Source organism: Paraburkholderia ribeironis, assembly GCF_900019265.1.
Lineage (GTDB): Bacteria > Pseudomonadota > Gammaproteobacteria > Burkholderiales > Burkholderiaceae > Paraburkholderia > Paraburkholderia ribeironis.
This window is the reverse complement of sequence record NZ_CYGX02000013.1, coordinates 22,392-39,802: the sequence shown is the minus strand read 5'-3', so window position 1 is coordinate 39,802 and position 17,411 is coordinate 22,392. Positions and strand designations below refer to the sequence as shown.

Sequence of the window (17,411 nt, the reverse complement as noted above, 5' to 3'; positions counted from 1 at the left end):
ATAAAGCCCGATATAAAGAAAGCCAAGCCGCGATTGGCGGGCATCGCTTGCGAGAATCGTCCGCGCGCCGCCATCGTCGTTCAGACCGTTTCCGCAGCGCTTCGCCGTGTCGTGCCACTGGCCGACGCCGTGTTGCGCGCTGCTTCGAAACACCGCCGGATCCCTTCCTCGTACGGCGTTTTAGCGATCGGACCGAGCAGCTTCGTGAGTGCGGTGTCGTCGAGCACCACGGGCTCGGTCATCAGATAGTTCATCTCCACCAGCTCGCGCATCAGCGGACTGAACAGGCCGAGCACGCGCAGCATGGTCTTGCCGGCCACCATCAGCTTCGGCGCACGGCCCGCGAGTGCGTACGCCTGCCGCGCCACTTCGCGCTGCGTCAGCGTGCCGGCACCGGCGAGGTGCCACCAGCGTCCATAGGCTGCGGGCGTGCGCGTGAGCGCCTCGACGACCGGGCCGACATCCGGCAGATAGATGAATTCGTGCGGCACATCCACAGGGCCGATCATCTGCGCGCGCTTCGCGTTGGCGGCGCCCTCGAATACGCCGTGCAGCAGGCTGCGTTCGACGCCCGGACCGTAGAAGTCGGGCAGACGCAACACCAGTGTCGACAGACCATCGTGGCCATGCGCCGCCAGCACGAGATTCTCCTGCGCAAGCCGCATCCGGCCTTTGAACGTGTGCGGCTCGCGCGGGTGATCCTCGGTGATCGGATTGCCTTGCGCGCGGCCATAGGGATACACCGTGCCGATCAGGATCAGTCGTTCGACGCCGGCCGCCTTGACGCCTTCAAGCGTTTTCTCCATCAGCGGCGGGTGCGCGGCGAACTGGTCGTACGGCACGCCAACCAGATAGATCACGGTCTGCAGACCGGCGGCCGCCGCGCGGATCGAAGCGGGATCGTCGGGATTCCACGTGACGATTTCCGCATGCGGATCGTGGCCGAAAGCCGCCGCGAGCGGCTGGCGCGAGCGGCCGACCACCCGGTAGTCCCGGCCCGCCGCGCTCAGCGCTGCCGCGATACTTTGACCGGCCGCGCCCGCGGCGCCGAATAAGCCCACTTTTCCTATCGCTTGCATGACGACTCCTCGAGGTGGCGCCGTATCGCGCCCGGATGAACTGAATGACACTGAGAAATTTAATGAACGCCGTTCAGTGAACAGTGTTCAGTTTAATTTGACTTTTCAGTTTGTCAAGCCGAGAATGTTCGTCATGGGAATCGCCGAACGAAAAAACCGCCAGAAACAGGCGCTGCGCGAACGCATCCTCGATGCCGCGCGGAGCATCGTGATGCGTGAAGGCTTCGCCGCGCTGTCCATGCGCAAGATCGCCGACGCCATCGAATATTCACCGGCCACGCTGTACCTTCATTTTGCGAGCCGCGACGAGATAGCACAGGCGTTGTGCGCGGAGGGCTACGCGCAACTGCTGGAGACGTTTGTGCCGCTCACGGAGATCGTCGATCCGGCCGAGCGGCTCAAGGCGATCGGGCGTGCGTATGTGGCGTTCGGTGTCGCGCATCCTGAAACGTACCGGCTGATCTTCATGGAAGACCCGAGTTACACGGGCGCCGCGCTTGGCGGCGCGGCGGCCGTTTTGGCGGCGGGTAACGCGGCGGTCGCTGCAGCGGATGACGCGGAAAAAAGCGCCGAAAAAAGCGCCGAAAAGAGCGCCGAAAAGAGCGCCGAAAGCAACGCAGCAATCACATCCGCAGACGACCCGGGCGCTGCCGCCCTGCAGATCATGATCACCGCTCTCGACGAGCTCAAAGCGACGGGGCGTCTATCAGCGTCGATGGACGTGGCCGTGTGGGCCGAGGCGTTCTGGGCGACTATGCACGGCATCGTTGCGCTCAAGCTGACGTGTCCTGTGTTTCCGACCGCGCCGCTCGATACGGTGGTGTCTCTCGCGCTCGACGCCTGGCTAGGTGCGTCGCAGGCCGCACCACAAGCCGCGCGGCGTGCCGCGCAGCTACGCGGCGCCGCGAGCACGGTCGGCGCTGGCCACGGTAGATCCGCTGACGAACGGCCTGCGCTATCCACTGCGCCATCCATTGCACCGGCCAGCGAACAGGGCAGCGAACCGCCGGCTTCGCCATCGCGCAGCAAGTCGGTCAAAGCGCCCACGAAAAAGACCAGCGGTCCGGCTGCGAAGCGCAAACCCGTGAGCACGTGATAACGTTCAGTTCCACGTCACTTCACGCCGTCGCGCCTTGTTCTCATGTCCATGTCCGCACCGCTTGCCGTCAGCGACGAAGTCGCGACTTACGTAGCCAACCGTATCGGGTTCATCGAACTGGAAAGGCCGAAGGCGCTCAACGCGCTGTCCACCGGCATGATTCGCGCGACGCACGCGGCGCTCGATCAATGGCGCGACGATCCCGACGTGCTCGCCGTCGTCGTGCGCAGTCGGCATCCGCGCGCATTCTGTGCGGGCGGCGATATCCGGTTTCTGTACGAGTCGGCGCAACGCGGCGAGCATGATGCGCGCGACGTGTTTTTCACCGAGGAATACCGCCTCAATCACGCGATCTTCACCTATCCGAAGCCGTACATCGCGTTGATGAACGGCATCGTGATGGGCGGCGGCATGGGCATTTCGCAGGGCGCGCATCGCACGGGCGGCCTGCGCGTCGTGACCCAGTCGACGAAGATGGCGATGCCCGAAACCCGCATTGGCTTTTTTCCCGACGTCGGCGCGAGCTGGTTTCTGGCTCGCACGCCGGGTGCGATCGGCCGCTATCTGGCGGTGACGGGTGAGACGATCGGTGCAGCCGATGCGCTCTACGCGGGTCTCGCCGACGCGTACATCGACGACGCGGCATTGCCCGCGCTGGTCGATGCGTTGCGCGGCGAACCGTTCGAGCGGGGCACGGACGTCGTCGCGTGCATCCAGCACGAGGCGCTCGCGCATCAGGTGGCGCCGCAGCCCGCGGCCTCGCCGCTCGCGAGCGCGCGTGCGTTGATCGACCGGCATTTCGCGTTGTCGGACCTCACGCGGATTCTCGCTTCGCTCGAACAGGAGCGCGAGCGCGCGGGCGACGCGGCGGAGTGGGCCGAACAGACGATCGCGGTGTTGCGTGAGCGATCGCCGTTATCGATGGCGGTGTCGCTGGAAGTGGTGACGCGTGCCGAGGGTTCGATGTCGGACGTGTTGCGCGTCGACCTGGATCTGACGCGCTCGAGCTTTCTCGCGGGCGACACGCTCGAAGGCATACGCGCACGCATCATCGACAAGGACAATGCGCCGCGCTGGCGCTTCGCGCGCATTGAAGACGTGAGCGCCGCCGAGGTGGAGAAAATGTTCGATAGCCCGTGGCCGGCGGACCAACATCCGTTGCGCGATCTGCGCGGGTAGGCCGCCGGAATGAAATGATAGGGCACATGCCGGCGGTGATGCCGGCACAGGCTTGCAGCTACGCTGCGGCTAAGCCTCAAGGCCTCGAAGCATCAAGGGCTCAAAGCCCCAAAGCCTCAAAGCCTCAAAGCCTCAAAGCCTCAAAGCCTCAAAGCCTCAAAGCCTCAAAGCCTCAAAGCCTCAAAGTTCAAAACCGCTCGCTCATTCTTCGGCTTCGCTGGCCATGAACGCGCGCATGAACACCAGCGCGCCCCAGCCCCACATCGCGTTCGCCGCGAAACCCACCGCGAGGCGCGGCAGCATGTTGCCACTCGGCCAGATGCCGCGCAGCGGATCGACCACGAACACGCTCGCCGCCGTCAACACGATGCCGCCGAACACGAACGCCGGCACCCACGGCGCGTGCCGCTGCGGCGCGACGCGCAGCAGCCACGCCATCAGTACGGCCCAGAACGCGCTCCAGATCGCATTGGCGATGAACTGAGGCAGCCCGAACGGCAAAAACGGCGCAGTCGAAAAACCAGTTGGGTCGATCAGGCCCGCTGCATGAAGCAGCGCCAGCGTGGACTCGTGAAAGAACAGCGATGCCAGAAAACCGGCGACGAACGGCAGGATGAGTTTTTGCATGCATTGCACCGCCAGGGCACAGGCGGCGTGATTCGCTTAGCCTGTACCGGGTTGTTGGAAACGTGCGCCATTATATCTAGGGGCACCCCGTTTCCCGCGTGCCTGATGTGCAACACTCATGCATCACCCGCGCAATACCCGCGCAATACCCGCGCAATACCCGCGCAATACCCGTGCAACACCAGCGCGACACCAGCGCATCACCAGCACGACACCAGCGCAACACCCGTTTGCTTTAACGTCGGGCTAATCACGAAAGTGGAAAACCTAAGCTAAAAAAAATCGTTCAAAAGCCACGGCCCGATCCATAGACTCTTTCTTCATACAGACGGCGCGAGTCGCCGTCGCCCGTTTAATCGAGCGCGTCATGCGCACGTTTGGTCGAGGGAAGCCGTCGCAATGTCCTGCCTGATGCCGATGTTTGTCCGCCGCATGGCGCACGCGCGCCGGCGTCCTCGTTGCCGGCTGTAGCCCGCGCCGACAGCGCTTATTTTCCCAGCCCCTTTTGCGTTGCATCGTCCGGCCGTGTGCCGGCTGGATGCGCGCGGCTGGCGTGTGTGCGGCCGCCGCGGACCCGTGAAGCGCCATCACCAATCAATCACGTTTCGAACAGGCAGGAGCAGCCAATGAATGTGTTCTGGTTCATTCCGACTCACGGCGACAGCCGCTATCTCGGTACATCGCAAGGCGCACGCGCCGCCGACTACGACTACTGCCGGCAAATCGCCGTCGCCGCCGATACGCTCGGCTATGAAGGCGTGCTGCTGCCGACGGGCCGTTCGTGCGAAGACGCGTGGGTGGTCGCGTCGAGCCTGATCGCCGCGACCACGCGGTTGAAGTTTCTGGTGGCGATCCGTCCGGGCATTTCGTCGCCGGGTCTGGCCGCGCGGATGGCGGCGACCTTCGACCGTCTGTCGAACGGGCGTTTGCTCATCAACGTCGTGACGGGCGGCGATGCGGCCGAGCTGGAAGGCGATGGTGTGTTCGTCGATCACGACACGCGCTATCAGATCACCGACGAGTTCCTGCACATCTGGCGCAAGCTGCTCACCGCATCGCACACCAACGACGCAATCGAATTCAACGGCAAGCATCTCACGTCGAAGGGCGGCAAGGCGTTGTATCCGCCGGTGCAGCACCCGCATCCGCCGCTGTGGTTCGGTGGTTCGTCGCCGGCCGCGCACGACATCGCGGGCGAGCATATCGACACCTATCTGACGTGGGGCGAACCGCTGGCGGCAGTCGCGCAGAAGATCGCCGACATTCGTGCGCGCGCCGCCGCGCATGGCCGGCACATCAGGTTCGGGATTCGTCTGCACGTGATCGTGCGCGAGACCGAGGAAGCGGCATGGGCCGCGGCCGACAAACTGATCAGCAAGCTCGGCGACGACACCATCGCGCGAGCGCAGGCGTCGTTCTCGAAGATGGACTCCGAAGGACAACGGCGCATGGCCGCGCTGCATGGCGGCAAGCGCGGCGGCCGTGCCGAGCTCGAGGTCTATCCGAATCTGTGGGCGGGCGTGGGACTCGTGCGAGGCGGCGCGGGCACGGCGCTGGTCGGCAATCCCGAGCAGGTGGCCGCGCGCATGAAGGAGTACGCCGAGCTCGGTATCGACACGTTCATCCTGTCCGGCTATCCGCATCTCGAAGAGTCGTACCGTTTCGCGGAGCTGGTATTTCCGCTGCTGCATCGCCGGCGCAACAAGGTTTCGAATGGGCCGCTGTCGGGGCCGTTCGGCGAGATCGTCGGCAATAACTATCTGCCGAAGGTCGCGAGCGCGAGCTGAGGGTGCGCGTCAACGTATATCGACAGGCAATGAGGAAAGTCATCATGACTCAAGCCACCGTAAGTGCAGGCCTCGAGGATGACGTGAATGCCGACGCGGATGAGAACCCGGGCACCGGCGTGTTGCGTCGCGTCGGCGCGCATCTGGCGCCCTGGCTCGTGCCGCTCGCGATTCTGCTGGCGTGGGAATTCGCCGCGCGCAGCGGCGCACTGTCGACGCGCGTGCTGCCCGAACCGCTCGCGGTCGTGAAGGCCGCGTGGTCGCTGACCCAGTCCGGCGAAATGTGGGCGGACGTGAAGGTCAGCACGTGGCGCGCGGTGTCGGGGTTTGCATTCGGCGGCGGCATCGGTCTCGTTCTCGGGCTGGCGACGGGCCTCTTCAAGCCCGCCGAAATCGCGCTCGATTCGACCGTACAGATGATCCGTAACATCCCTGCGCTGGCGATGATCCCGCTCGTGATCCTGTGGTTCGGCATCGAGGAGCAGGCGAAGGTATTTCTCGTCGCGTTGGGCGTGTTCTTCCCGATCTACGTGAACACGTTCCACGGCATCCGTTCGGTCGACGCAACCCTGATCGAAATGGCGCGCAGTTACGGCATGAAGGGTTTCGCACTCTATCGACACGTGATTCTGCCCGGTGCGTTGCCGTCGATTCTCGTCGGCGTGCGTTTCGCGTTCGGGCTGATGTGGGTCACACTGATCGTCGCCGAAACCATTTCCGCACAATCGGGCATTGGCTACATGACGATGAACGCGCGTGAATTTCTGCAAACGGATGTGGTGGTGGTCGGCATCCTGCTGTACGCGGCGCTCGGCAAGCTCGCCGACATGCTCGCGAAGAGCCTGGAGCGGGTCTCGCTGCGCTGGCATCCGGCCTATCAACGAGGAACGAAAGCATGAACGCAACGACATTGTCGGCGTCGTTCGGCGGCATTGCGGGCAGCGATCTCGAAGCCGAACTGGCGCAACCCCGCATCGTCGATCATGACGTGAGCGAAGCTGTGAGCTTCGAGGCGGCCGATGCCGCGCACGCTCAACGACGTGCGCTGGCGCGGCTCGATGCGACGCGCCCGGCCGACGCGCTTGCGCGCAACGATGCACGCGGCGCGTGCGGTGCGTGCGATGCGTGCGGCCATGCGTCCAATCATTCGGTGCAACTGCGCGGCATCGGCAAGCGGTATGGCGAACGCAAGGTGTTGTCCGATTTCGATCTGTCGATCGAGCGCGGCAGCTTCGTCGCCATCGTCGGGCGCAGCGGCTGCGGGAAATCGACGTTGTTGCGGCTCGTCGCCGGACTGGAAAAGGCCAGCTCAGGCGTGCTCGAAAAACGCGCCGAAGACGGCGGCCCGCTCGACACCCGCATCATGTTTCAGGACGCGCGGCTGCTGCCGTGGAAGAGCGTGCTCGAAAACGTGATGCTCGGCCTCGGCCGCAGCGCGCGCGAAGATGCGCGCGCCCTGCTCGCCGAAGTCGGCTTGCTCGAGCGCGCCAACGACTGGCCCGCGCAACTCTCGGGCGGCCAGCGGCAGCGCGTGGCATTGGCGCGGGCGCTCGTGCATCGTCCGCAATTGCTGCTGCTCGACGAACCGCTTGGCGCGCTCGACGCGTTGACGCGCATCGAAATGCACACGCTGATCGAACGGTTGTGGCGCGCGCATCGATTCACCGCGCTGCTCGTCACGCATGACGTGCATGAAGCGGTGGCGCTCGGCGACCGCATCCTGCTGATCGAGGCAGGGCGCGTTGCGCTCGATCAGCCAGTGGCGCTCGCGCGGCCGCGGGCGCGCGGTTCGGCGGGTTTTGCGGCACTGGAAGAACACGTATTGCAACGCGTGCTGAAGGCCGCGCCGAACGACGATGCGCTGTCGCAGCGCGCGTACGGCATACGCGACGAAGGCCGTCTCACGCGGCCGACAGACGTCCGTTGGGCCGTCTGAGTCTGGTTGACCGATTGTTTTTAAAACGCTTCCACGGAGTCACACGATATGAGCATTTCCGCAATCAACGTACGCAACCAGTTCAAAGGCAAGGTCAAGGAAATCATCCGCGGCTCGGTGGTGTCCGAAGTCGACGTGCAGACGCCGTTCGGCATCGTCACCTCGGTGATCACCACGCGCTCGGTCGACGAACTCGAATTGAAGGTCGGCTCGGAAGTCGTCGCGCTGGTGAAGTCGACGGAGGTGTCGATCGCGCGCCTTTGACGCGCGCGCTATTTGGCGTTCGCGGCGCTGGCCGGCGGCTCGTGCATCATCTTGTCGTTGGTCGGCTTGCGCGGACGTTTGATCGGCATATTGTCCGGGTTGCTCGAGCCGCCTGAGCCGGACGCCGCTTCGGGTGGTTTGATCATCGAGGCGTTGCTGTCTTGTGGCGCGGGTTGTGCCGCTTGTGCTGCTTGTGCTGCTTGCGCGAAGGCCACCACGCCACTCGCGCTCACTACCGCGAACGCGATGCCTCCCATTAGCTTTGACCATCTGCTTCGCTTCATGTCGTCCTCCTTTGCGATGCCTCCTGCCGGTTTCGCCGCTGTCGCGCCTACGCTGTCACGCCTATCGTGATAGACCCACAGCCCCGGGCAAAATTCGCACGCGTCATGCCGGGTTCGGACCGTCGCGACGAACGGCCGTGACGCGCTGACCGCCACGTTTCGCGACGGCGCGCGGCATGGGGCAGAAACGTCTGCCGCGCCGCCTTCGGCGCGCCGTGCCGGATTACGACGATGCACGTCTGTTCTTTAAGCTGCGCATCGGCCGAGCAGGCACCGCGCGCAATGTGCCACTCTCATCACGCCATGCTCACGCAATGCCTGTGCCCTGGCGCGCGGCTGCATACGCCCCTGAAACTTGCTACGATGAATTCAACATCCCGACGGAGACGGCCATGTCGAAGTCATTGAGTCCCGAAGCAGTCGAAGCATTACGGCGTCTGAACGACGTCGGTGTCGGACAACCGGCGCCGCAATTGGCGCAATCCGTCACGGCGGAATTGCTGGCATGTGGCCTGGCTGCCGAGGCGGGTCGCGGCGAGGTCGAGATAACCTGCAGCGGCCGACAGTACCTGTCCGGCGATTGCGATTAGTGTCGCCCGAGTGCCACTTGAGCGTCGCCAGGCGTCGCCTGAGCGTCATTTGAGCGTCGCCTGAGTGTCACTTGAGCGTCGCCTAAGTGTCGCCTAAGTGTCGCCTGAGTGCCGCCTGAGTGCCGCCTGAGCGTCACACCCGAGCGTCGGCCACGGCGGGCCGGGCCGGCGCCGCACGATGCCGCGAGCCGGTAGCAGCGCTCGCTGGCCAGGTCTGGCCGTCGTCTTTTCAGCATCGATACCACGGAGGCGCACATGGAGCCAAAGGGCCTCGACATGGGGGATTACCAGGAGCGCTATCGCGACTATGACATCGAGGTCGCCGTCGAGCAGGTGCTGACCGGCGTCAAAGCACATTTTCGGGTGTTGCGCGGCGATGCGGTGGTGACCGACTGGCGGCTCGTGCATATCGACAGCTTGTGGTCCACCGAACATGCCGCGGCCGAGGCGGGCTTCCGCGCGGCGCGCGAATGGATCGATGCGGGGTCGGTGCAGGCGTGAGGACGAGCCGCGGACGCGGGATGGTGCGAGGCGCGTGGTCGATCTGATTGAGCAGCTTGGCTGAAGCCGCGTGCCGGGCCCAGGTGCGGAGCGCTGAAGGACGCTCAAGGCCATTCAAGGCCGCACTAACGGCCGCTATAGACCCCGGCGGACCTCGTCATAAACGCAACTGGGCGCCGGCATCGACTCTGCGATGCGCGGCGCCCAGTTGTTTTGCCGCCCTTGCGGGCAGCTGGCTCGACGGCGGGTGCTTAGTGGCCGAAGAAAACCGATTGCGGGCCCGAAACCGGCTCACGCGTGCCCGATTGCGACGACACGCTCTTCACGCCACCGTATGCGTTCGATTCGGTATTGGCGTGTTCAGCAGCAACGGTTTGCGCGTTCTGGCCTTGTTGCGAAGCCGGTGCGCCAACCGACGGGTGATAGAACGGTGCCGGGCCGTAGCCGCTGGCAAAAGCAGGGGCGGCGATAGAGGCAGAAGCAGCAACCAGCAGGGCGGCGATAAGCTTGGTCTTCATGGTATGACTCCGATAACGTTCGACTTCATTTCAGGATGGCGTCGCAGGGGCCGGTGAGCTGTGTCTGCAACGTCGATGGAAGGCAGTGTATACGCCTACTATCAAAAATTTGTACCGATAATCTGAAATTACTATTCCTGATTCAGGAATAGTCCGCTGGACATAGGCACGACGAGGGTCCGCGACGGTCCGACCCCGTTCACGAAGCAGTTTTCAACGCATGGATAGCCGGTTTTGATGAGGGCTATCTGCGGCAGGGTGGATGGCGCGGGGCGGTGGCGCCGCACGTTGCGGTAAAATCGGCGTTTTGATTCAAGCCGTGTGCCGTCCCATGTTTTCACCTCAAACTCCCAGCCCGCGCCGTGTTTCGGTCGCGCCGATGATGGACTGGACCGATCGCCACTGTCGCTCGCTGCATCGCATGATCTCGCGCCATACGTGGCTGTACACGGAAATGGTGACGACCGGTGCACTACTGCACGGCGATGTGCCGCGCCATCTTGGGTTTACTCCGGAAGAAGCGCCGGTCGCGCTGCAACTCGGCGGCAGCGAGCCCGACGATCTCGCCCGTTCGGCCAGACTCGGCGAGCAATGGGGCTACGACGAAATCAATCTGAATTGCGGTTGCCCGTCCGAGCGCGTGCAACGCGGCGCATTCGGCGCGTGCCTGATGAATGAGCCGCAACTCGTCGCCGACTGTGTGAAGGCGATGCGCGACGTCGTGTCGGTGCCCGTGACGGTCAAGCATCGAATCGGCGTCGATGCGGTCGAGGAGTATGGCTTCGTGCGCGATTTCGTCGGCACGATTGCGGACGCCGGCTGCAACGTGTTCATCGTGCATGCGCGCAATGCGATCCTCAAGGGCTTGAGTCCGAAGGAGAATCGCGAAATTCCGCCGCTCAAGTATGAGTACGCGTATCAGTTGAAGCGCGACTTCCCGGCGCTGGAGATCATCATCAACGGCGGCATCAAGACGCTGGATGAAGTCGATGCGCATCTTCGACACGTCGACGGCGTGATGCTTGGACGCGAGGCTTATCACAACCCGTATGTGCTGGCCGATGTCGATGCCCGCTTTTACGGGTCGACGCAAGCGCCGCTGACGCGCGAGCAGGTCGAAGCGAAGCTGATCGAATATTGCGGTGCTGAAATGGCGCGCGGCACGTATCTCGGGGCGATTACGCGTCATGCGCTCGGCTTGTATCGTGGCGAGGCAGGGGCGCGGGGATGGCGGCGCGTTCTGTCCGATAGCAAACGCCTTGCTGCGCGCGATCTGACCATCTTCGATGAGGCAAGACAGCATCTGCGTGAGCCGAGCGAAATTCTTGAATAAAGGGCTAGGCAAATGGGATTCTTGTTCGTATAATCTCGTTTCTTCGTTGACAGGCCAGTTTGAAGGCGAGTCAAGCAGATGTCAGCGGTGGCTGTAGCTCAGTTGGTAGAGTCCAGGATTGTGATTCCTGTCGTCGTGGGTTCGAGTCCCATCAGCCACCCCAGAGAATTAGCGTTCCCGCGATAGTGGTAGCAGACTTGTTGGAAGTTTTGGGACCTGAAGTTCACACTCCTGGAAGATGAGTCCAAACGAAAAGCCCGCATTTAGCGGGCTTTTTTGTTTTCCGTGACCCCACCCCGAAATCGGTCGACGCCCATCCCTGCGAGCAAGAGACGTGTCAGATGGAAGGGCGCGTGCGCGCACGCAGCGAGACTGCCTGCTGTCATTCAGAGCGGCGTCTCTCGCACACGAGACACCTGCGGAACACGCGAAACATGACCGCGAACCGCCACTGTTTTTCCTCCCGCCACCTCCCGCCGATCCGGCATTCTTTAAATGGTTAGCGGCGGCCCATCGGTTGCGCTTTTCGGCACAGCAATGATTTGAAAGAGGGTTGATCGAGTTTGTGTTGTGCGTTTGCTCCTGAGTTCCTATCCTTCATTTGCCAGGCGTTATCGAGGTAGGTGCTTTCCCTCTGGCCGTTTAGCCAGGCACAATGGATGCGGCTTGCCCAACGCTTCACGCGATGTGTTCTATAGGAGGAATGCCATGTCCAGTCAGTCCTATGCGCCGTATCGCGATTGCCACATTGAAGTGCGCGTCACGCCGGCAAAGACGCACTCGCTCGGCGGCACATGTCGGCGCTACCGTGTGTCGTGGACCGTTGCTTCGCTCGGTAATCCGAGGCAGGAGTTTGCAAGTTTTCCAGAGCAGTTTGACTTTCTTTCCGAGCAGGATGCGTTCAGGTACGGAGAGAACCGAGCGCATACATACATCGATTCCGTTCTTTCCGTTCCCCCGAAGCGACGGATGGCAGGCGACAGTTCTCCGCACACGCACAAGACGCCTGCAGTCTGATCGTCTCTGTTGCGTTGCACATATCAACCTGCCCGGGATGTCGCGAAAAGACGCGGGCGCCATTGTAGGCGCCTGCTTTTTTCGTATCCCTGCTGCAGGCTCTTGAGGCGTTGTATGTCCGCGCAGCATGCTCGCGGACGCGCTACTTCAGTCGGACATCGGCTACAGATGCATCGCCGTGCCAGAGCACCGGCATTCTCCCGTACCCATTTATAGCCTCCTCCCATTTTGACGACCAGCAGGGCGCCTGTCGGGCGGAAATCGCGCTGACGAAGTGCTACGATTTCATTGCAAACACGATGGAGGTAGATATGACTACGTTTGCTATCGACGCCATACGCATCAATCCCGCGAACGACAGGATTACGCACGTGCGCTGGGCTGCCGTCGACCCGGCAACGCGTGACTGGCTGTCTCCGACTTCAATTGTCGAAGTCCCAGAAGTGCTGAACGCGATCCATCGCGGGGATCCTGTCTGGTCGCTTTTTACGCTCGGCGGCGTACGGTTTCTGGGGCCGAAAATAAAGGCGGTCGCTCACACCGACGGCCGCGACGGGATCGATACGGATATCCCTGGCGGACACATCGAAAAGTGCATTGACGACCTGCCCCACGTGTGACGGCATGCCATTGGATAGTCGCCAATCATTGCGTTCATCGTTGCCGCAATAGCTGGGAGCGGTCGATCCAACCCTCGATGTCGTTTCTCGCTCTCAGGATCGGGTTGGTGCTTCGCTTGCAGCTTCGATGAACGCGGCCGCCGCTTCCATGTTGATGGCATTTCCGTCGCCCTTCAGGATTCCGACTCGATAGGCCTTCGCTCGCCTGAGGCTTGCAGCCGGCGATCCCAGCATCAGCACGCAGAGGAAGAGGGCCGCACTCACTTGGCTACTGGTAGAGACGTTGCTGCCGGCCTTGTGATTTTTCAGTGTCGGGAGACGCTCGACGCGCGGTCAACCCCGTCACTCGCCACGCACTTCAGTGGTTGCGTCCACCATGTCCACCGCCACTGCTCCACCAGGTGCCGCCAGGCGAGCCGCCAAACCCGCCACCGTGCCAGCCACCGCCGTGCTCGCCGCCGTGCCCGCCATCGCCGCCGTGCCAATGGCCGTCATGCCAGTGCCCGCCATGGCAACATGGACCACCCCAGCCACCCCAGCCACCCCAGATGCCCACCGTGCCATAAACCGGCACATAAGGCGGTCCATACGCGTAGGCATAGGTGGGGTAGTAGGGCTGCGCGTACGCGTAGTTATATCCAGGCGCAACTGCGCACCCGCTGAGACTGGCCGCCAGCGTTAGCAGAGCCATCGATCCAATGAGCCTGCCCACGATTCTCTCCTTCCATCAAGATCGGAAAGATCGCCTGCAGTGGAGTTCAGCAGCATTTGTGTCCGCGCAATACCGCCATTGCGGGCCGAGGCGCATCCGCGATTCATACGCGGCAACCGGAGGCCACGACGCTTCGCCATTGCAACAATCTTCCAACACCTTACCGATTCGGTCTTCTGTAACGGTTAGTTAAATTTTAGAAAAAGAATTGTAGGGCGTGCCTGCTAATTTCCGCTCAGACCATTGTCGTGGCACGGTCGAGGCATTGTCCTCGAGTTGTTCAGGACACCAGACTCACGCCCATGCGCAAGCTGGACGAACAAGAACTCACGCCCATTATCAGGACTGCCCGACGCCGACGCCCGCAACCATCCCGCTATCAATGACGCACAGTCCACAACCTGTCACCGCCACGCAATGGCGCGCCGAGGGCGACGCGTGTATCGCGTGCGGCGAACTCGAAGCCGCGCTGCAATGTTTCGAATCCGCCCGCGCGCTCGATCCCGCCGACGCCGTCAACTACGAGCGCCTCGCCGCGACGCTTGCCGCGCTGAACCGCTTCTGCGAAGCCGTCGATCGCTATCGCGAAGCGATCGTGCGCGATCCGGGCAACGCGCATTCCCACCACGGACTCGGCCGGGCGCTCGAGCAGACGGACCGGCTAGAGCAGGCGGTGGACGCTTACCGCGAAGCGGTGCGCCGCAATCCGGGCGCCGACGGTTCGAACAACAACCTGGGCAATTGCCTGCAGGCACTCGGCCGTTTCGACGAAGCACATGAAGCGTATCGCCGTGCGATCAATAGTGCGCCGCGCGTGCCGCTGTACTACCGCAACCTCGTGCAGACCCGGCGTCTTGCCGCCGACGATCCTGTCTTTGCGTCGCTGCAGCAGCTCGCCGGCGACGCCGCGTCGCCGCGTCGCTGAGCCCAGCCGTTCAGGCGGAGCTGCATTTCGCGTACGGCGAAGCGCTGTCAGGGATGGGCCGCCGCGATGACTCGTTCGATCATTTCCTGAAGGGCAACGCATTGCATCGCGCCGGCGTGCGCTATAACGAAGCCGAAGCGCTCGGGCTGTTCGCGTGCCTGCCGTCGCTGCTGAGTTCGGATGTGCTGGCGGCGGCGCGCGGTCTGGGTGATCCGTCGGCGGCGCCGATCTTTATCGTCGGTATGCCGCGCTCCGGGTCGACGTTGATCGAGCAGATTCTCGCGAGCCATCCGCAGGTTTTCGGTGCCGGCGAGCGCACGGAATTCGGCGAGGCGCTGATGAGGGGCCTGCACCGTGATGCCGCCGATCCATTGCGGCTCAGTATCGATGCATTGCAGGACGTCGGCGCGGCGCAATTGAGCGCGCTCGGCGCGGACTATCTGCAACGCATGCGTCGCGCGCTGCCTGAAATCCATAGCGCTGGGCCGGATCCGGCGTCAAGCAAGGTGCCGCGCCATAGCCATTTCACCGACAAATATCCGTTCAATTTCATCAATGTCGGGCTCATTCATCTGGCGCTGCCGAACGCGCGTTTCATCCACAGCCGACGCTCGCCGCTGCAAACCTGCCTGTCGATTTTTTCGCGGATTTTCCACGACGTGCCGTTCGGCTACGACCTCGGAGAACTGGGCCGCTACTATCGTGCGTACGATGCGTTGATGGCGCATTGGCGCAGCGTGCTGCCACCAGGCGTGATGATGGAGACCGATTACGAGGCGCTGGTCGACGATTTCGAAGGCAATGTGCGGCGGCTGCTCGCGCACTGCGGGCTCGATTGGGATGAACGCTGTCTCGCGTTTCATCGGACCGCGCGTCAGGTGAGCACGGCCAGCTCGGCGCAGGTGCGTCGGCCGCTTTACCGCACGTCGGTGCAGCGCTGGCAGCCGCGGCCGGCGTTGCTCGAGCCGCTACTCGAAGGCCTCGGGCCGGCCTTGGTACCGGCCGGCGCTGTCAGTGCAGCAGGGCAGCCGAATGATGCAGCGCAGGGTACACGCCGACCATGAAGGCTGCGTAGATGGCGGCCATCGCGACGCCCGCGGCGGTGCCCCAGATATCACGCGACGCGGCGCCCTGACGGAAGTGCACCGGCAGCCCGACGACCAGATAGCCGAACAGAAAAAAGGCGATGACCGCGCGCACGGGCGACAGGTCGTGACCGATAAATTCCAGCAGGGCGGACAGGCTGAATTCAGGCATGGAGGGGCAGGCAGGATCAAGCTCGGAGGTGCGCGTGGACCATTCGAAATCGCGCGACTGCTTATGCCGATTTAAGTCCACCCGGCCGCGACGTGCAAGAAAAACTCTAGCTAAATCTGCACGAGCCTACATTGCTTGCACATGGCCTGCACCGCGACTTTCAACTGGCTTCGCAGTGCTTCATCCGGCTTTCAGCGTGATGGTGTCAACGCTTGCGCAATGGCTCGATCAGCGACTTCAATCCGTTGTGATCGATCTCGTGCATCAACGCGAGCAGGCGGCCGATCTCACCCGGCGGAAAGCCCTGGCTCGCGAACCAGTTTAGATAGTGGCCCGGCAGGTCCGCAATCAGGCGGCCTTTATATTTCCCGTAGGGCATCACGCGCGTGACCAGCAGTTCGAGGTGTTCCGGATTCATGGCAAAGAAGTCGACGCAAAACTGGTTGAGCGCGCAAGCGCGGGCGATGCCCGCCAGCCCGCCATTCTAGCGTCGGTGCAGGCATCGCGTCGGCGTGGTAACGTCTGCGCTTTCCGATCACCTATTGAACAGGACAAGTTAAATGGAATACCGCAGACTCGGCGACTCCGACGTGCAGGTTAGCCTGATCGGTCTCGGCACCATGACGTGGGGCGAGCAGAATACTGAACAGCAGGCGCACGCGCAGATCGACTACGCGCTCGATCACGGCGTCAACCTGATCGACACCGCGGAAATGTATCCGGTGCCGCCGCGCGCCGAGACGCAAGGCTCGACGGAACGCTACATCGGCACGTGGCTCGCGCAGCATCGTAGCGCCCGCGAAAAAATCGTGCTTGCCACCAAGATCGCCGGCCCGGCGCGTCAGCCGCACAACCCGCGCCATATCCGCGGCGCAGGCAACCAGTTCGACCGCAAGAACCTCACCGAGGCGCTCAACGATAGCCTCAAGCGCCTGCAAACGGATTACGTCGATCTGTACCAGCTGCACTGGCCGGATCGCAACACGATGACCTTCGGCCGCCCCGCGTATCCCTGGATCGACGACACGTACACGGTGCCGATCGAAGAAACGCTGTCGGTGCTCGCCGAGTTCGTCAAGGCGGGCAAGGTGCGCCAGATCGGCGTGTCGAACGAGACGCCGTGGGGTGTCGCGCAGTTCTTGCGCGCAGCCGAAAAGCTCGGCTTGCCGCGCATCGTCAGCATCCAGAATCCGTATAGCCTGTTGAACCGGACGTACGAAGTGGGTCTGTCCGAGTACGCACATCGCGACAACCTCGGCTTGCTCGCCTATTCGCCGCTGGCGTTCGGCTGGCTGACGGGCAAGTACGAAGGCGGCGCGCGTCCGGCCGGCGCCCGCATCTCGCTGTTCGAGCGCTTTCAGCGCTACAGCAAGCCGCAAGCGGTGCAGGCCACCACCCGTTACGTGGAACTGGCCAAACGCCATGGCCTGTCGCCCGCGCAATTCGCGCTCGCCTTCGTCAATAGCCGGCCGTTCGTGACCAGCAATCTGATCGGTGCCACGTCGCTCGATCAGTTGAAGGAAAACATCGCCAGCGCGGCAGTGAAACTATCGCCGGAGGCGCTCGCCGAGATCGACGCGCTGCATGAACTGCAGCCGAATCCGGCGCCTTGATGCGCTAGAGATGCATCGGGTCCGGCAGGTTCTGCGGGCCCGTCGTCCGGTCCAGCAGGGCTTCAGAGCT

The 17,411-nt window shown here is 63.1% G+C and carries 20 protein-coding genes and 1 tRNA gene; 14 read left to right on the top strand and 7 right to left on the bottom strand.

Features of this window, described 5'->3' with window-relative positions:
• Nucleotides 1-80: 80 nt before the first annotated feature.
• On the bottom strand, nt 81-1,079 hold the full coding sequence (locus BN2475_RS07190; protein WP_094778866.1) for an NAD-dependent epimerase/dehydratase family protein: 999 nt from the start codon (nt 1,077-1,079) through the stop codon (nt 81-83).
• Nucleotides 1,080-1,212: 133 nt separating this feature from the next.
• Here BN2475_RS07190 and BN2475_RS07185 point away from each other — a divergent pair, with 133 nt between their 5' ends.
• A complete protein-coding gene (locus BN2475_RS07185; protein WP_245841169.1) occupies nt 1,213-2,175 on the top strand; it encodes a TetR/AcrR family transcriptional regulator in 963 nt (320 codons plus the stop codon).
• Nucleotides 2,176-2,220: 45 nt separating this feature from the next.
• Nucleotides 2,221-3,357: an enoyl-CoA hydratase/isomerase family protein gene (locus tag BN2475_RS07180; protein WP_094778865.1), complete on the top strand. Its 1,137-nt coding sequence runs from the start codon at nt 2,221-2,223 to the stop codon at nt 3,355-3,357.
• A gap of 201 nt (nt 3,358-3,558) precedes the next feature.
• Here BN2475_RS07180 and BN2475_RS07175 read toward each other — a convergent pair whose 3' ends face one another.
• The gene (locus BN2475_RS07175; RefSeq protein WP_094778864.1) at nt 3,559-3,984 is read right to left on the bottom strand and encodes a hypothetical protein; all 426 of its coding nucleotides are present in this window, start codon (nt 3,982-3,984) and stop codon (nt 3,559-3,561) included.
• Nucleotides 3,985-4,610: 626 nt separating this feature from the next.
• Here BN2475_RS07175 and ssuD point away from each other — a divergent pair.
• From ssuD to BN2475_RS07155, 4 genes are read left to right on the top strand one after another with little or no spacing between them, the layout of a single operon-like run.
• Nucleotides 4,611-5,771 (top strand): FMNH2-dependent alkanesulfonate monooxygenase, encoded by a 1,161-nt coding sequence (ssuD, locus tag BN2475_RS07170; protein ID WP_094778863.1) that lies wholly within the window; start codon nt 4,611-4,613, stop codon nt 5,769-5,771.
• A gap of 44 nt (nt 5,772-5,815) precedes the next feature.
• Nucleotides 5,816-6,670 (top strand): aliphatic sulfonate ABC transporter permease SsuC, encoded by an 855-nt coding sequence (gene ssuC, locus BN2475_RS07165; RefSeq protein WP_094778862.1) that lies wholly within the window; start codon nt 5,816-5,818, stop codon nt 6,668-6,670.
• On the top strand, nt 6,667-7,707 hold the full coding sequence (locus BN2475_RS07160; RefSeq protein WP_094778861.1) for an ATP-binding cassette domain-containing protein: 1,041 nt from the start codon (nt 6,667-6,669) through the stop codon (nt 7,705-7,707). Before ssuC ends, BN2475_RS07160 begins: the two co-directional genes overlap by 4 nt.
• Nucleotides 7,708-7,755: 48 nt before the next feature.
• Nucleotides 7,756-7,971 carry a TOBE domain-containing protein gene (locus tag BN2475_RS07155; protein WP_094778860.1) on the top strand — a complete coding sequence of 72 codons (216 nt, stop codon included), beginning with the start codon at nt 7,756-7,758 and terminating at the stop codon, nt 7,969-7,971.
• An 8-nt stretch (nt 7,972-7,979) separates the two neighbouring features.
• Here the strand turns inward: BN2475_RS07155 and BN2475_RS07150 are convergent, their stop codons facing one another.
• Complete coding sequence (locus tag BN2475_RS07150; RefSeq protein ID WP_094778859.1) at nt 7,980-8,255, bottom strand: hypothetical protein; 276 nt, start codon at nt 8,253-8,255, stop codon at nt 7,980-7,982.
• 392 nt (nt 8,256-8,647) lie between these two features.
• Between BN2475_RS07150 and BN2475_RS07145 the strand changes: the two genes are divergently transcribed.
• Nucleotides 8,648-8,845 carry a hypothetical protein gene (locus tag BN2475_RS07145; protein WP_094778897.1) on the top strand — a complete coding sequence of 66 codons (198 nt, stop codon included), beginning with the start codon at nt 8,648-8,650 and terminating at the stop codon, nt 8,843-8,845.
• A 255-nt stretch (nt 8,846-9,100) separates the two neighbouring features.
• Entirely contained in the window at nt 9,101-9,346 is a 246-nt protein-coding gene (locus BN2475_RS07140; protein ID WP_094778858.1) for a DUF6566 family protein, read from the top strand.
• 251 nt (nt 9,347-9,597) lie between these two features.
• Here the strand turns inward: BN2475_RS07140 and BN2475_RS07135 are convergent, their stop codons facing one another.
• A complete protein-coding gene (locus tag BN2475_RS07135) occupies nt 9,598-9,864 on the bottom strand; it encodes a hypothetical protein (protein WP_094778857.1) in 267 nt (88 codons plus the stop codon).
• A gap of 331 nt (nt 9,865-10,195) precedes the next feature.
• Here BN2475_RS07135 and dusA point away from each other — a divergent pair, with 331 nt between their 5' ends.
• The 3 genes from dusA (at nt 10,196) to BN2475_RS07115 (ending at nt 12,834) form a co-directional block, all read left to right on the top strand.
• Nucleotides 10,196-11,197 carry a tRNA dihydrouridine(20/20a) synthase DusA gene (gene dusA / locus BN2475_RS07130; RefSeq protein ID WP_094778856.1) on the top strand — a complete coding sequence of 334 codons (1,002 nt, stop codon included), beginning with the start codon at nt 10,196-10,198 and terminating at the stop codon, nt 11,195-11,197.
• An 87-nt stretch (nt 11,198-11,284) separates the two neighbouring features.
• Nucleotides 11,285-11,360, top strand: a tRNA-His gene (locus tag BN2475_RS07125).
• Between the two features lie 1,165 nt (nt 11,361-12,525).
• Nucleotides 12,526-12,834: a hypothetical protein gene (locus BN2475_RS07115; RefSeq protein WP_094778896.1), complete on the top strand. Its 309-nt coding sequence runs from the start codon at nt 12,526-12,528 to the stop codon at nt 12,832-12,834.
• A gap of 358 nt (nt 12,835-13,192) precedes the next feature.
• Here the strand turns inward: BN2475_RS07115 and BN2475_RS07110 are convergent, their stop codons facing one another.
• On the bottom strand, nt 13,193-13,546 hold the full coding sequence (locus BN2475_RS07110) for a hypothetical protein (protein WP_094778854.1): 354 nt from the start codon (nt 13,544-13,546) through the stop codon (nt 13,193-13,195).
• Between the two features lie 382 nt (nt 13,547-13,928).
• On the opposite strand from BN2475_RS07110, the gene BN2475_RS35315 reads away from it, so the two are divergent.
• Together BN2475_RS35315 and BN2475_RS35310 are read left to right on the top strand one after the other, a co-directional pair.
• Nucleotides 13,929-14,471, top strand: coding sequence for a tetratricopeptide repeat protein (locus tag BN2475_RS35315; protein WP_245841168.1), 543 nt, complete (start codon nt 13,929-13,931; stop codon nt 14,469-14,471).
• A 53-nt stretch (nt 14,472-14,524) separates the two neighbouring features.
• Nucleotides 14,525-15,535: a sulfotransferase family protein gene (locus tag BN2475_RS35310; RefSeq protein ID WP_245841167.1), complete on the top strand. Its 1,011-nt coding sequence runs from the start codon at nt 14,525-14,527 to the stop codon at nt 15,533-15,535.
• On the opposite strand, the gene BN2475_RS07100 is transcribed toward BN2475_RS35310, so the two are convergent.
• Together BN2475_RS07100 and BN2475_RS07095 are read right to left on the bottom strand one after the other, a co-directional pair.
• Nucleotides 15,483-15,728 carry a hypothetical protein gene (locus BN2475_RS07100; RefSeq protein ID WP_094778853.1) on the bottom strand — a complete coding sequence of 82 codons (246 nt, stop codon included), beginning with the start codon at nt 15,726-15,728 and terminating at the stop codon, nt 15,483-15,485. The two genes, BN2475_RS35310 and BN2475_RS07100, sit on opposite strands and share 53 nt — an antisense overlap.
• Before the next feature lie 205 nt (nt 15,729-15,933).
• Nucleotides 15,934-16,146 carry a DUF3820 family protein gene (locus BN2475_RS07095; protein ID WP_094778852.1) on the bottom strand — a complete coding sequence of 71 codons (213 nt, stop codon included), beginning with the start codon at nt 16,144-16,146 and terminating at the stop codon, nt 15,934-15,936.
• 142 nt (nt 16,147-16,288) lie between these two features.
• Here BN2475_RS07095 and BN2475_RS07090 point away from each other — a divergent pair, with 142 nt between their 5' ends.
• Complete coding sequence (locus BN2475_RS07090) at nt 16,289-17,341, top strand: NADP(H)-dependent aldo-keto reductase (protein ID WP_094778851.1); 1,053 nt, start codon at nt 16,289-16,291, stop codon at nt 17,339-17,341.
• The last annotated feature ends 70 nt before the right edge of the window (nt 17,342-17,411 follow it).

Coding starts and splice junctions, on each gene's coding strand:
- BN2475_RS07190 (WP_094778866.1), bottom strand. CDS start 1,079: ATGCAAGCGATAGGAAAAGTGGGCTTATTCGGCGCCGCGGGCGCGGCC.
- BN2475_RS07185 (WP_245841169.1), top strand. CDS start 1,213: ATGGGAATCGCCGAACGAAAAAACCGCCAGAAACAGGCGCTGCGCGAA.
- BN2475_RS07180 (WP_094778865.1), top strand. CDS start 2,221: ATGTCCATGTCCGCACCGCTTGCCGTCAGCGACGAAGTCGCGACTTAC.
- BN2475_RS07175 (WP_094778864.1), bottom strand. CDS start 3,984: ATGCAAAAACTCATCCTGCCGTTCGTCGCCGGTTTTCTGGCATCGCTG.
- ssuD (WP_094778863.1), top strand. CDS start 4,611: ATGAATGTGTTCTGGTTCATTCCGACTCACGGCGACAGCCGCTATCTC.
- ssuC (WP_094778862.1), top strand. CDS start 5,816: ATGACTCAAGCCACCGTAAGTGCAGGCCTCGAGGATGACGTGAATGCC.
- BN2475_RS07160 (WP_094778861.1), top strand. CDS start 6,667: ATGAACGCAACGACATTGTCGGCGTCGTTCGGCGGCATTGCGGGCAGC.
- BN2475_RS07155 (WP_094778860.1), top strand. CDS start 7,756: ATGAGCATTTCCGCAATCAACGTACGCAACCAGTTCAAAGGCAAGGTC.
- BN2475_RS07150 (WP_094778859.1), bottom strand. CDS start 8,255: ATGAAGCGAAGCAGATGGTCAAAGCTAATGGGAGGCATCGCGTTCGCG.
- BN2475_RS07145 (WP_094778897.1), top strand. CDS start 8,648: ATGTCGAAGTCATTGAGTCCCGAAGCAGTCGAAGCATTACGGCGTCTG.
- BN2475_RS07140 (WP_094778858.1), top strand. CDS start 9,101: ATGGAGCCAAAGGGCCTCGACATGGGGGATTACCAGGAGCGCTATCGC.
- BN2475_RS07135 (WP_094778857.1), bottom strand. CDS start 9,864: ATGAAGACCAAGCTTATCGCCGCCCTGCTGGTTGCTGCTTCTGCCTCT.
- dusA (WP_094778856.1), top strand. CDS start 10,196: ATGTTTTCACCTCAAACTCCCAGCCCGCGCCGTGTTTCGGTCGCGCCG.
- BN2475_RS07115 (WP_094778896.1), top strand. CDS start 12,526: ATGACTACGTTTGCTATCGACGCCATACGCATCAATCCCGCGAACGAC.
- BN2475_RS35315 (WP_245841168.1), top strand. CDS start 13,929: ATGACGCACAGTCCACAACCTGTCACCGCCACGCAATGGCGCGCCGAG.
- BN2475_RS35310 (WP_245841167.1), top strand. CDS start 14,525: ATGGGCCGCCGCGATGACTCGTTCGATCATTTCCTGAAGGGCAACGCA.
- BN2475_RS07100 (WP_094778853.1), bottom strand. CDS start 15,728: ATGCCTGAATTCAGCCTGTCCGCCCTGCTGGAATTTATCGGTCACGAC.
- BN2475_RS07095 (WP_094778852.1), bottom strand. CDS start 16,146: ATGAATCCGGAACACCTCGAACTGCTGGTCACGCGCGTGATGCCCTAC.
- BN2475_RS07090 (WP_094778851.1), top strand. CDS start 16,289: ATGGAATACCGCAGACTCGGCGACTCCGACGTGCAGGTTAGCCTGATC.